The 14,254-nt window shown below is 38.5% G+C and carries 6 protein-coding genes and 1 tRNA gene; 5 read left to right on the forward strand and 2 right to left on the reverse strand.

The genetic code is table 11. The annotated features are described in order from the left end of the window. Nucleotide 1: 1 nt before the first annotated feature. Both IRZ78_RS13400 and IRZ78_RS13405 read right to left on the reverse strand, forming a co-directional pair. Nucleotides 2-1,312 (reverse strand): site-specific integrase, encoded by a 1,311-nt coding sequence (locus IRZ78_RS13400; RefSeq protein ID WP_194617028.1) that lies wholly within the window; start codon nucleotides 1,310-1,312, stop codon nucleotides 2-4. Nucleotides 1,313-1,603: 291 nt separating this feature from the next. Further along, a tRNA-Ser gene (locus tag IRZ78_RS13405) sits at nucleotides 1,604-1,688 on the reverse strand. Between the two features lie 488 nt (nucleotides 1,689-2,176). Here IRZ78_RS13405 and IRZ78_RS13410 point away from each other — a divergent pair. The 5 genes from IRZ78_RS13410 to IRZ78_RS13430 all read left to right on the forward strand — a co-directional run bounded on the left by IRZ78_RS13410 (nucleotide 2,177) and on the right by IRZ78_RS13430 (nucleotide 14,249). Continuing rightward, nucleotides 2,177-4,348, forward strand: a complete 2,172-nt coding sequence (locus IRZ78_RS13410) for an alpha-N-acetylglucosaminidase (protein ID WP_194617029.1) — start codon at nucleotides 2,177-2,179, stop codon at nucleotides 4,346-4,348. A gap of 279 nt (nucleotides 4,349-4,627) precedes the next feature. Beyond that, the gene (locus tag IRZ78_RS13415) at nucleotides 4,628-7,639 is read left to right on the forward strand and encodes a TonB-dependent receptor (RefSeq protein ID WP_194617030.1); all 3,012 of its coding nucleotides are present in this window, start codon (nucleotides 4,628-4,630) and stop codon (nucleotides 7,637-7,639) included. A 19-nt stretch (nucleotides 7,640-7,658) separates the two neighbouring features. Beyond that, nucleotides 7,659-9,272 (forward strand): RagB/SusD family nutrient uptake outer membrane protein, encoded by a 1,614-nt coding sequence (locus tag IRZ78_RS13420; protein WP_194617031.1) that lies wholly within the window; start codon nucleotides 7,659-7,661, stop codon nucleotides 9,270-9,272. A 326-nt stretch (nucleotides 9,273-9,598) separates the two neighbouring features. Beyond that, nucleotides 9,599-11,965, forward strand: a complete 2,367-nt coding sequence (locus tag IRZ78_RS13425; RefSeq protein WP_194617032.1) for a GH92 family glycosyl hydrolase — start codon at nucleotides 9,599-9,601, stop codon at nucleotides 11,963-11,965. A gap of 7 nt (nucleotides 11,966-11,972) precedes the next feature. Further along, nucleotides 11,973-14,249 (forward strand): GH92 family glycosyl hydrolase, encoded by a 2,277-nt coding sequence (locus IRZ78_RS13430; RefSeq protein ID WP_194617033.1) that lies wholly within the window; start codon nucleotides 11,973-11,975, stop codon nucleotides 14,247-14,249. The last annotated feature ends 5 nt before the right edge of the window (nucleotides 14,250-14,254 follow it).

The raw sequence follows: 14,254 nt of genomic DNA on the forward strand, positions 1-14,254 counted from the left end.
TCTAAGAGGATGGTATCTTATATTTCTCTTTAATTAATTCTAATTCATTCTCCAGTCTGATCAGTGCCGTTAGATCTTCCTGTGACATTTCAGTTTTTTCAGGGTTTAGCCTTTTATTCAGCAATGTCATTTCCCGGCCTATAGTAGCCTGCTCTGTAATAGCGTAGGATTCTGTCTGTTTGACTGATGAATGTCCTAGCATTTCCTTTACCACATTGATTGGGACATTATTATTTAATGTTACCGTGCTTCCAAATGTCCTGCGTGCCATATGTGTATTGAGCGTAAATGGAAAACCGCATAATGCAGCAATTTCTTTAAGGTATTCATTCATTTTCTGATTAGAAGAAACCGGCAGTACAGTTCCGCGTTTAATGCAAACCGGATGATCTTTGTATTTTTCAAGAATTTCGATCGCCTTTGGAAGAAGCGGGATTCTTGCCGTAGAATTTGTCTTCTGCCTCTCAGATAAAATCCACTGATTTCCGTCAACACCATCTTTTATGTCAGCTTTCCGGAGCTGAAATGCATCAATATAAGCAAGTCCCGTGTAGCACTGGAAAACAAAAATATCGCGCACGGTATTAAGCCGGTCAGTCGAAAATTCGCGCCTTTCCAATTCAGCCAATTCTTTTGCAGATATAGGCTTCTTTACGATTTTAGTTTTCTTTCCTTTAAAATTCTTAAAAGGGTCTTTGATAATGATTTCTTTGTCGATGGCTCGTATTACAATTTTCTTGAAGTTGGAAATGTATTTAAGTGTGGTATTATTTGCGCATTTCCTTACGGTACGGAGATAGAACTCAAAGTCTTTTATGAATTCAAAATTTAAGTCAGCAAATTCAAAATCACTAGAATTGTATTTAGATTTAATAAAAGCCGTTAAGTGATTTTTAGTAATATTGAATCTTTCCAATGTGGCTTCTGTATATCCGTTGCCAATCAGGGCTTTCAATTCATCATTGTGTTTTTGAAATTCTTCCAGCACCTTGGCTCTGGGTATCATTCTTCCCATAACGTGATCCATAATCTTTTGGGAAGTTATGGGTTTTCCGGTGTACATAATTTCTGATTTGATTTCATGAATCTTCATAGCGAGTGAATCCAGAAAAAAGTTCAGCGACTTAGCATCTTCTCTTGTGCCTGTTGCTCTTTCAGTTTTCTGGTTCCAGCGCTCGCTGTCCCATTTCCGTCTGGTGGATGCTTCTTTCGGGATTCCGTCAACGGTTATCCTGAAATAAACGATTCTAATGTTACTCTCATTGCGGGATGCTTTCAAAAAGAATATCAACCCAAAGCTGTTCTCTAGCATAATTCAACTTATTAGATTAGTAAATGTAGAATTATAACCTCATTTAAACAAGATGTAAACGTGCTTAACCCCTTTGATATCGGGACTTAAGATGAAATTTTGTGGCACATTTTCGAAATTTCCAAGTGTGCCACGAATGTGCCACAAAGATTTTGTTCGATTTTATAAATATTGAAAAGCGGTATAAAATAAAAAACCCTGCAAATCGTTGGATTTGCAGGGTTTACCGCTTTTTTTGGCCATTTTTGAAAACTTTGAAAATCTTGTTTTTCCTTTGTTTTCGGGCCTTCGCGGAGAAAGAGGGATTCGAACCCCCGGACCTGTTACAGTCAACAGTTTTCAAGACTGCCGCATTCGACCGCTCTGCCATTTCTCCAGTATGTCGCGATCATTTTGTGATTGCGAGTGCAAATATAAGGGGTTTTTCGATTGTGGAAATTTTTTTGAAACTATTTACAAAGAAAATAATATAATAAAAAAATAAAGCCCTTAAGGATTGTTATGTGTTTTAAATACTGACGGGCAAAGAGTAATTCGAACTGTAAATCCAAAACCTTTTTTTTTATATATACTGATTATAGAATTTACTTTTTTTCTCAATTTATACCTTTTTACTTTAAAAACTTAAAGCATTCAATGAATATGTCTATGCTTTTGATTGATAAATCCATTAAGTAGCATAAAATTCTATATAATTTTATTTTTAGTTTAGGATCTATGGTTTATCCTGAATTCATGCAATAGGATTGCTGATTATTAGCAGTAGATTTTTGTTTGGTTTTTAGTTTCAATGGAGATGAATTCATCTCCATTGTTTTTACTAGAATAATAAGGGGTCAGAGAATTTAATAAATATAACGTTATATGAAAAGAAAGAATTTTAAAATTAAAAAGTGCCATTCCTTAAAGATGGTATCACTCTTTATACTTTTGTTTTTTTGCGCCTTTACAGGCTATAGTCAGAACAAGGAAAATACAAATGAGGCCTTTGGAGTAATAGAGCGACTTATAGGCAACCGGGCCAGTGATTTTGAATTGAGCATAATTGAGAAAAAACAGGTTAATCAATCAGATTGGTTTGAAATAGAAACGACAGGGAATAAGGTAAAAATTAAGGCATCAAGTAATACTGCTATTTGTTATGCAGCGTATCATTTTCTAAGGGATATCGGAGCGGTTTTAGTGAGCTGGGAAGGAAATAGAGTAGGCTTGCCTAAGAGTTGGCCCAAGTACTTAAAAAAAGGGGATACGCCTTTTGAGTACCGAGAGTATTTAAATGCCTGCACTTTTGGATACACCACACCATGGTGGGATTGGAAACGCTGGGAACAGGAAATTGACTGGATGGCCATGCACGGGGTAAATCTTCCAACGGCCATGGAAGGTCAGGAAGCCGCTTGGCAGCAATTATGGAAAGAGTACGGTTTGACAAGTACTGAACTGGAAGCACATTTTGCAGGACCAGCCTTTCTGCCTTGGCAGCGTATGGGAAACATCAACAGTCTTCAAGGACCATTGCCCCCTGAATGGTTCACTAAAAAAGAAGCACTGCAAAAGAGAATCCTGGCAAGAATGAGGGCTCTAGATATGCATCCTGTTGTACCGGCATTTAGCGGGTATGTTCCCAAAGCTTTTGCCCAGAAACATCCAGAGGCCAAAATAACGGAATTAAAATCCTGGTCAGGAGGTGGTTTTGCCAGTACGTTTCTACTGGATTCAAAAGATCCTTTATTTAAAAAACTAGGAAAACGCTTTATTGAAATTTATACCGGTATCTATGGAGCGTCTAATTTCTATCTGGCAGATTCTTTTAACGAGATCGAGCCTCCAGTATCCCAGGATAATAAATATGAAGAACTCTCCAATTACGGAAGCGCTATCTATGAAACTATTAATGAGGCAGCACCAGGGGCGGTTTGGGTAATGCAGGGATGGCTTTTTGGAGACAATAAGGAATTTTGGACCAAAGAAGCCACCAGTGCATTTTTAAGTAAAGTGCCAAATGACAGACTAATGGTTCAGGATTATGCCAACGACAGATATAAAGTATGGGAGAATCAGGAAGCCTTTTATGGAAAACAATGGACTTATGGTTATGTACATAATTATGGCGGGTCAAATCCTGTGTATGGAGATTTGAATTTCTATAAAAATGAATTAACAAGTCTGCTGAAAAATCCCAACAAAGGAAATATTGTGGGCTATGGAGCTATGCCAGAAGGTTTGAATAACAACTCTATAGTCTATGAATACATTTATGATCTTCCCTGGAATAAAGGACAGGAGCCTATAGAGGACTGGCTCCAGACATATCTTCATGCCAAATACGGTAAAAAGACTACTGCTGGGGCTCTTCACGCGTGGCAATTATTGTTAGAATCTGTTTACAATGTCAAGTATTGGGAAACGCGCTGGTGGAATGATAGCGCTGGAGCGTATTTGCTTTTTAAGCGTCCAACGCAAGAAATTACAGAATTTAAAGGAAATCCAGGAGACAAGAAAAAACTAAAACAGGCTTTAGATATTTTGAGCAAAGAGGCTAAAGGATATGATAAAAAGAATTTTATTTATTATGATTTAATTGATATTTCAAGACATTATTATTCACTCTGCATTGATGAGGATTTGATAGCATGCGTAAAGGCGTACCGGGACAAAGACATCACAAAGGCAGACCAACTATTTAAAAAGATCCAAAAACAAGCCTTGGCTATTGACAATATCATGACCGGACAACCTTTAAACAGTCTTGATAATTGGGTGAAATCGGCCGCTGAGTATGCAAGTTCTCCACAGGTAGCGCAATTGTATGTAAAAAATGCCAAAACCTTAATTACCCTTTGGGGCGGAGAAGGTCATTTAAATGATTACGCTTCAAGATCATGGAAGGGAATGTACAAGGGATTTTACTGGCCAAGATGGAAAATGTTTTTAGAGGCCTTAAGAGAGTCAGCTCTAGATAACACCCCATTTGATGAGGTAAAAGAAAGACAATTAATTAAAAACTGGGAAATTAAATGGTCTGAGAGTAAATAAATAATACAAAGAGCATAACCATTACCTCGATAAAGGCAATATAACCTAAGCTTTGAACCCTGGGCTTAAAGGATACTGAAGATATGAAGTGAAATCTTTTACGAAATCGATTAATTAGTCAGTTTTTAATGATATAATTTTATAAAGATACGCTGCTGAACCCTTGCATTTATTGGCTTTAAAGGATTTATCCATGTTTGTGAATAACTTGTCCATTTCTTAAGATTTCTTTACCAGTAATTTCGTCAATACTATATTAACCAATTAACCAAAAAAACAATGGAAAAACTTAAACTTTTATTACTAGCCTTTTTTCTTGGCTTATCAATTAATACCTGGGCGCAAAAAACAGAAATCTCGGGTATAATTTTAGATGAGAAAGGTATTCCTCTGCCAGCGGCTAATGTCCTGGAGAAAGGGACAACTAATACAGCCACAACAGATTTTGACGGGAAATTTAAAATTTCGGTTTCAAACCCAAATGCGATACTGCTGGTTTCTTTTATGGGCTTTAATGATCAGTCTGTAAAATTAGAGCCGGCAAAAAAAAATTATTCCATTAAATTACAATCTAATACCACTAATTTAGAACAAGTAGTAGTGGTTGGTTATGGTAAGGGATCGCGTAAAAACCTGACTACTGCTGTAACGTCTGTTAAGGCTGAGGATTTAAACAGAGGAGCCATTAGCGATGTTGGACAGCTCTTGCAGGGTAAGGTTTCTGGTTTGAACATTTCATCAAGTGGCGACCCGACAAGAACGGCTTCTGTGGTTTTGCGTGGTGCCTCAACACTGAATAGCTCGCAAGGTCCGTTTTATGTCATAGATGGTATTCCAGGGGTTGATATCTCGGTGATTGCACCAGATGATATTGCAAGTATTGATGTTTTAAAAGATGCTGCCGCTACGGCAATCTATGGTAACCGTGCTGCAAATGGAGTTATTATGGTAACCACAAAAAAAGGAAGTAAGGGCAGAACCCAGATTGCCTACAATGGTTATGTTGGCTGGGAAGAAGTTTCAAATAATCTGGACATGATGAATGCCGATCAATTAAGGGCCTTTACCACTAAAAACAATTTGAATTTTACACCAGAGAACGACAAGGGGGCCAATACAAACTGGCAAAAAGAAATTTTAAGACCAGAACGCGCTTCATCAAGTAGCCATAACTTATCGATGAGCGGTGGTGGAGATCATGGAAACTACACGGCCAGTATTACCTCGCTGAGTAAAGAAGGGATCATGCTTAAGAGTGATTTCTCGCGTATCATTGCGCGTTTATCTGTGGAACAATTTGCTTTTGATGATAAGGTTAAATTTGGTTTAAATGTTACCAATTCTACTACCAAATATAAAAATGTGCCACAAAGAAATACAGTTCTTTTGCAGGCAGCAAGCTATCTTCCTATCTCTCCGGTAAGAAATGCCGATGGCAGTTTTTTTGAAAACTTTACCAGTCCGGGATATTTTAACCCGGTGGCTTTAATTGAGCATGGTACTGATGAGACTAAAACCGATAACCTTGTGGGTAATCTTACCGCTGAGGTAAAACTTCCCTTTGGATTTACTTATAATTTGAATTTAGCCCACCAAAGATTAACCTCATCTCATGGAGAATTTTATGACAGTTATTACTCGCAGTACAACAGTGCCAACTTTTACAACAACCCAGATCCGCCTTTGACTAAAACATTGGTTAATTTTGGAGTAAACGGCTCTGCGCTGAGAAATTCCTATGAGACCAGAAACAACATTATTGAAAGCTACCTTGGTTGGGAAAAATCAATAGGAGAGCATAAAATAAAAGCTGTAGCCGGGTACTCCTGGCAGGAGAATACCTTAGGGGACGGATTTCAGGCTACCACAACTAACTTCCCGGTAGATAATGTAGGATATAACAACCTTGCACTGAGTAACTACACCTCTGTTAATGGTTATGTGGTGAATTTTGGAGATAGCAAGGCGTATCAAAAAACGCGTTTAATATCCTATTTTGGACGTTTAAATTACAATTATAAAGACCGATATCTTTTACAGGGATCCCTTAGAAGAGATGGCGGGTCTATGTTTGGGGCCAATAATCGCTGGGGATATTTCCCTTCTGTGGGAGGCGCATGGAGAGTAGACAAAGAAAGTTTCATGCAGAATCAAAATATTTTTAGTGATTTGAAATTCCGCGCAAGCTGGGGGGTAACAGGTAACTCTTCTGGATTTAATGCCTATACGGCGCAGTTTATCTCCGGGAGTTTGGGAACTTTCTACTACAATGGACAACAAATTGGAGCTTATGGTCCCAACCAGGCTGCGAACCCGGATTTGAAATGGGAAAAAACAGCTACTGCCAATATTGGAGTGGACTTCTCGATCTTAAAAGGAAAAATATCAGGTTCTGTTGATCTGTACGATAAAAAAACAACAGATATGATCTTTAACTATAATGTTAATCCGGTACTGGTACCGGTGGGAACAATTGTAGCAAACGGAGGTACTATGTCCAATAAAGGTATTGAGGTTAGTTTGAGCGCCACTGTGGTTAAAACGGCCAATTTCAGCTGGACTAGTAACCTGAATTTGGCCCACAACAAAAATGAGATTGTTAAATTAACCAGCCCTTTCTTTGTTGGGGGAGATTCTATCCGTCGTGTACAACCAGATGGTGGTGGACAAACAGGAAGTACATTACAGATTTTTAAAGAAGGAAAACCTTTAGGACAATTCTTTACCTTGAAGTATGCCGGTAAAAATGCCAGTGGGGTTTCCCAATATTATGATAAAAATGGTGATTTGACCACTACACCTCTAATTGGAGTAGATTATCACTATGCAGGAAGTGCACAGCCAAAATTATTAGCCGGGTGGGCCAATAATTTTCAATACAAAAAATTTGATTTAAGTATTTTCTTCAGAGGTGTTTTCGGCAATAAAATTTTCAATGCAACGCGCGCTGATTTATTCAGGCCGAGTACTGCCATGACAAACAATATATTGGTGGATGCAGCAGGGGAGTCACCAAATGATTTAAACTCATATAAATATTCGGATCGTTTCATAGAAGACGGAAGTTATATCAGATTAGACAATATGACCTTAGGGTATAATTTTGGTAAAGTGGGCAGGTATATCAGCAGTGTGCGTATTTACCAAACAGTAAATAACGTATTTACGATTACCAAGTACAAAGGAATTGATCCCGAGGTTGAACAAGGAGGAACAGCTCCAGGTGTAGATTCAAACAACTTCTATCCAAAGACCAGAACTTTTATGTTCGGTTTAAATGTGATCTTCTAAAAAATAAATGCTAAAAATTATGAAAAAGATATTAAAATATTTAGGGCTTCCAGTACTTATGGCTGGTTTAATATGGTCTTGTGATGATCTAGACGTGCCTATTACAACACAATTGACACCGGAGGTTTTTCCTCAAAATTCAGCGCAATATATTCAGACCACAGGGCCTGTTTATTCCGCATTTCGTGGTGAATTTTCATTTGCCTGGTGGTGGTCTCAATCTTTATCTACAGATGAAGCTATTCTGCCATCAAGAGGAGGTAACTGGTTTGATAACAGAAATTACATCGCCATGCATTACCATGACTGGAATGCAGATAATGGTATTATAGGGAGTCTTTGGGACTGGTCCTCTAAGGTTATCGGAACAAGCAATCAGGCCATTTCAATTTTAAATCAAACTATGCCTGAGGGTTCAGATAAACAAACGTTGATTTCTGAATTAAAAACAATGCGCGCTATTTCTTATTTCATGTTAATGGATAGTTACGGAGATGTGCCACTAGATACATTATATGGAGATTTTAGCTCTCATGCTAAGACTCCAAGAAAAGACGTTTTCAATTTCATTGAAAAAGAATTAAAAAAAGCAGTTCCTAATTTAAATCCTGCGGCGGGCATTACAACCTATGGAAGACCCAACAGACAAACTGCCAATGCAATGCTGGCCAAATTGTATTTGAATGCTGATGTATATACAGGAACGCAACGCTATAATGATTGTATTGCGGCTTGCGATCAGGTAATTAATTCTGGTTTATATCTTATTGAACCAAGAGCTACGTATCTTCAAATGTTTTATCCTACTAACGGACCGCAGATCAAAGAGTTCATTTTTGCAGTTCCTTATGATCCGGTATCAGTTTCAGTTGGTTTTAATGGACAAATGTATCATGCGCGTTATGATGTACCTCGTTCTGAAAGAGCCAAGTTCGGTCTTCCCTATACGCCAAGTTCACCAAGAAGTACCCTTCCGGAGTTTTATGCATATTTTAATGATGTAAATGATATACGTAACAAACAATGGCTTACAGGTCTTCAATTTATGAATGACGGGGTTACCCCGGTCATGGTTACCACAACTAAAAAAGGATACGATCAGTTTTATAGCGGATCTGATGGAGGGGCAGCATATACCTATCAGGTGAATTTAACCCCGGATATTGTGCCTCGTCAAAGCGTAACTTTATTTGATCTTGGAAATGATGAAATTGCCTGGAATATGGGGTATAGAAATATTAAATTCTATCCCGATGCTACCTCAACAAATCGTAACCAAAAGAACGACGTTCCTTTCTTGCGTTATTCCGATATCCTTTTAATGAAAGCAGAGTCCATTCTTCGCGGAGGAGGTGCAACCTTAGGACAAAGTGCAGATGCACTGGTAAATATGGTTCGTTCTAACCGTACAACATCTGCAGCCCTAAGCGGTGTTACTCTGGAAGAACTTTATAAGGAGAGAACCCGCGAGTTTACCTGGGAGGCATGGCATAGAAATGATATGATCCGTTTTGGAAAATATGAAGGGCAATGGGGATACAAAACCGATACAGATATTCGTCATCGCGTGTTTCCTATCCCAACCAATGCTATGGTTTTAAATCCGGCTCTAACTCAAAATGATGGGTATTGATCCTGAGGATTCAATAAAGTAAACAGGGTAAGTCAAGTCTGATTTTAAAAGGAGAGGAGAGTAAAAAATCTTCTCCTTTTTTACTATAGAGAAAAACTGATTTTTCAGTTTCTTATAAAAATCAGTTTCAGATTGATTTTTTTAAATAAAAACAAAGCTTAATTGAATGACGCCGGGAGGAGTAAAGGAAAGATTAAGCTTTGTAATTTTCTCTCAAGGCATGTTTTTAAAATGCATTACAACGCGATACTTATCAGCAGAAATTCTGCGCTTTTCTATTTCGATTTAGAAATAAACCACTATTGTCCCAACAATACAAAGAATAAATGAAGCTAAATATAATCTATAAAATAGCGCGCATTGCAATGAGTTTAGCTCTTGTTTTTTTAGGGGCCTGTACAACCCAAAATCAGGTTTCTTTAAAAAAAAAGCAGCTCTCCGATATGGTTTATCCCCTGCTTGATACAGAGAATTCCAGATGGTTTTATTTCTCATCGGCAAGCCGTCCCTTTGGTATGGTCAATTTAAGTCCTGATACCCAAATTAAGGGCGATTGGGGAGGTGGCTATAAGTATACCACAGATACCATTAAAGGCTTTAGCCATATTCACGAGTGGCAGATGTCGGGTGTATCTCTAATGCCTGTAATAATTTCTGATGAAAACAAACAAAGAATTTTTAAAGATTTTTATTCCAAATTCAGCCATCAAAGCGAAATTATAACACCAGGATATCATTTGGTAGAATTAAATCGATATCAAATTAAGGCAGAATTAACCAGCACACCAAGAGTAGGTTTTCACAGGTATACTTTTCCACTAAAAGGGCAAAAAGCAGTTCTTTTTAATCTGAACACTATTTTAGGGCCTTGTGAGAATACCAATGGGAAATTAGAAAAAAACAATGATTATGAACTCTCTGGATCACTGGTTTTGAGTACCAATTTCAGACGCCCCAAACCCTTAACTGTATTTTTTAAAATTAAAACAAATCAGCCTGTTACTTCGCTGGAAAAAGACAATGAGACCGGGAATTATTTAGTTCATTTTAATACAGCTACCCCTGAGCTACTAATGAAAGTTGGAATATCCTACACCTCAGTTGAAAATGCCAATAACAATATTGAAACTGAATTACCGCATTGGAATTTTAAAACAACAGTGGCTGATTCCAGAGAAGAATGGAGCGCTTTACTGGGAAGAATAAAAGTAGAGGGAGCAACAAGAGAAGATCAAAGAAGATTTTACACCGATCTGTGGCATGCCCTGCAAGGCAGAAAAATGATCAGTGATGCAAATGGAGCTTATCCTGATAATACAGGGCAGCAATTCAGGGTTGGACAGCTGCCTTTAAATGCTGATGGAAAACCCAAATTCAATCATTATAACTCAGATGCTTTTTGGGGAGCACAATGGACCATAAATAATCTCTGGGGTCTTGTATATCCTGAAATTATGGAGCAGTTTGTGTATTCTTTAATGCAATATTATAAAGATGGGGGTATGATTCCGCGTGGCCCTTCGGCGGGAGATGATACTTACGTGATGACAGGGGCCTGCACAACTCCTTTTATAGTGAGCGCCATTCAAAAAGGAATTGTAATGCAAGATTTAGAGTCTATTTATATTGCTCTTAAAAAAAATCATATGCCCGGAGGTATTATGGAAAAAGCCGGATATGAGCATAATACCAATATGGGTGGGGGATTAAAATATTATTTGCAAAAAGGATATGTGCCTTACCCGCTTCCCGAAGGTAATTTTGGAAGTCATCAGGACGGTGCTAGCCAGACCCTAGAATATGCTTATCAGGATTGGACTTTGGCCCAACTGGCAAAAAAACTAAATCATCAGGAGGATTATAATTATTTCATGAAAAGATCAAAAAACTATCAGAAGGTTTTTGATCCAGACATAGGCTGGATGCGCCCGAGAAACGTGCAGGGAGAATGGCGCGAGAATTATGATCCCTATCAATATGAAAATGGATTTATAGAATCCAATGGAGCCCAGTCCACCTGGTTTGTGCCGCACGATATTGAAGGTCTTGCTGCTTTAATGGGCGGAAAAGAAAAGGCTGTTGCAAAATTGAACGCTCAATTTCAGACTGCTAAAAAGCAACATTATACCTCCGGTACATCACACGATGCGGAGTTACATCCCGAGTTTAGCAGAATTCCTGTCAATTTTGGAAATCAGCCTTCCATACAGACCTCAAATATTTTTACCCTGCTGGCAAGGCCCGATCTGGCCCAGTACTGGACAAGAAGCGTAGTGAGGGAAACCTTCAGTGGTCTATCTCCCGAGACAGGTTATAACGGAGATGAGGATCAGGGATTAATGGGAAGTCTAAGTGTGTTGCTTAAACTGGGTTTATTTCAAATCAATGGAGGAACAGACAAGGATGCTGTTTATCAAATAGGAAGTCCAATATTTAGTAAAATTGCAATAGAATTAAATTCTAAATATTATAAAGGCAAAACCTTTGTGATAAAGGCGGCCAATAACAGCCCTGAGAATGTGTATATAAAAGATATAAAATACAATAATCAAACAGTGCGGGATTTTAGTCTCTCCCACCAGGATATTGCAAAGGGAGGCGAGCTGATCTTAGAGATGTCAGCTCAACCAAATCCCCGAAATATTTCAATTAAAGAACATTTAAAAAGACCTAAAGAAAAACTAAAGAAATAATACGCAAATGAAAATATCGGCTAAGTTTATCTTTTTTTTAGCACTATCATTTCTTGCTGCAATTAGCATTAATGCACAAAGAACGGTGAATCAGTATGTAGATCCCATGATTGGATCAGAAGGAGTCGGCAGGGTTTTTATTGGGCCCTCTTGTCCTTATGGAATGGTAAAACCAAGTCCGGACTGTACGGTGAGTCCCAACAGCGGCTGGCTTCCAATGCCAAAAGAAGTAACAGGCTTTAGCCAGGTTCACGTCAGTGGAACAGGTGGAGGCCCTAAATACGGAAACATTCAGATTATGCCTTTCTCCGGCGCTTTGGATAAAATGGATCAAAGTGCATTTAGATCTGAAGAAAATGTAAAACTGGGCTATTATCAAAGCGTTTTCAAGGAAAATAAAATCAAAACCGAAATCACAACAGCAGAGAAAGTATCTTTTTACCGCATCACTTACCCCAAAAATACCTCTAAAGAATTAAAGATTGATCCGGGATTTTTTCTGGGAGAAGAAAAGATTCCTGATGCCAGGGAAGCCCAGCAGTTTGTGGGCTCGCAAATAGAAATTGTTTCAGATACTGAAGTGAGGGGATACAGTAGAATCAGGGGAGGCTGGAATAACGGGCGCGCTTACACGGTTTATTTCTGGGCCGTTTTTGATCAGCCTATTGCAAGATATGTAACTTTTAAAGACGGAGCGTTTTACAATAATGAAAAAGCGCAGTTTGATTCAGGCAAAAAAACAGCAGCCTTGCTTTCTTTTGGACTCGCAGGAAAAGAAGAGCTGAATGTTAAAATCGGAATTTCCTTTTTGAGTGAATTAAAAGCAAAAAATAATATAGAGCTTGAAATTCCGCATTGGAATTTTAATACTGTCCTGACTGCTTTAGAAAACAAATGGGAGGATTTATTACACCGAATCAAATTATCTGAAGATACCTCCCAAGATTATAAAAAAATGTTCTACACAGGGTTGTATCATACCATGATTATGCCTGTGGACCGCACAGGTGAGAATCCCTTATGGACAAATGAGGAGCCTTACTATGATGATTTTTATACCATTTGGGATACTTTTAGAACCTCAAGTCCTTTAATTACCCTGATAGATTCTAAGCGTAAAGTGCAAATCATAAACGCTATGCTCAACATTTACAAACATGAAGGTTTTCTGCCTGAAGGAAGAAGCGGTAATGATAACGGCAGAACCCAGGGCGGATCTAACGCCGAGGTTGTTCTTGCCGATGCCTTTGTAAAAAACTTAAAAGGAATAGATTATGATCTCGCCCTGCAGGCCATGCTCAAAGACGCCACAGTGCCCCCGGGAGGAAATGAAGAAAAAGAAGGAAGGGGCGGACTTGCAGATTATCTCCTCTTAGGATATGTTCCCTACGGCATAGACCGCGCGGGAAACCGAACTATCGATTACGCCTACAATGATTACAATATTGCCATTCTAGCCAAAGGTTTAGGCAAAACCGATCTGTACAATCAGTACATCAAACAAGCCGACAGCTGGCAGAATTTATGGCGCTCGGATTATGAAAATAATGGCGCCAGAGGATTTATTATGCCAAGGGACAAAGAGGGAAAATGGCTCGATGATGTTGTTTTCGGGGAATCAAAAATCCAGAAGCCTACCTTTAGATACACCCCGGTAATTATCGAATCGCCTTGGTATGTATGCCACTGGTGCGTGTTTTTCTATGAAGGAAATTCATGGGAATATTCCCTTAGCATTCCCCATGATGTTCCCGAACTGATTCGAAAATCAGGAGGCGCAAAAGCCTTTGAAAACAGATTGAATACTTTTTTTGATTCAGAATTTTATAATGTGGCCAACGAGCCTTCGTTTTTAACCCCATGTCTTTATCACTGGATTGGAAAACCGCACTTGAGCAGCCAGAGAATCAGCACCATTATCAAGAAGAATTTCAATACTTCAAGAGAAGGACTTCCTGGCAACGATGATTCGGGAGCGATGTCCTCATGGCTGGCTTTTCACATGATGGGCTTGTATCCAAACGCCGGACAGCCTTATTATCTGATCAATACCCCTTTTGTAAAACAAACCACCATAGAATTAGAAAACGGTAAAGAGTTTATAATTACAGCCAAGAAAATGACCGATAAAAACAAATATATAAAAGCGGCTTTTTTAAACGGAAAATCTTATAATAAAGCCTGGATTTTACATGATGATATTAATAAGGGAGGAGAATTAATCTTAGAGATGGATTCCAAACCTTCGCCTTGGGGAACTACTATTTTACCACCGGCAAAATAAAACAA

Origin of the sequence: Flavobacterium sp. CSZ (genome assembly GCF_015350725.1) — a bacterium.
In the GTDB taxonomy this organism is placed as follows: domain Bacteria; phylum Bacteroidota; class Bacteroidia; order Flavobacteriales; family Flavobacteriaceae; genus Flavobacterium.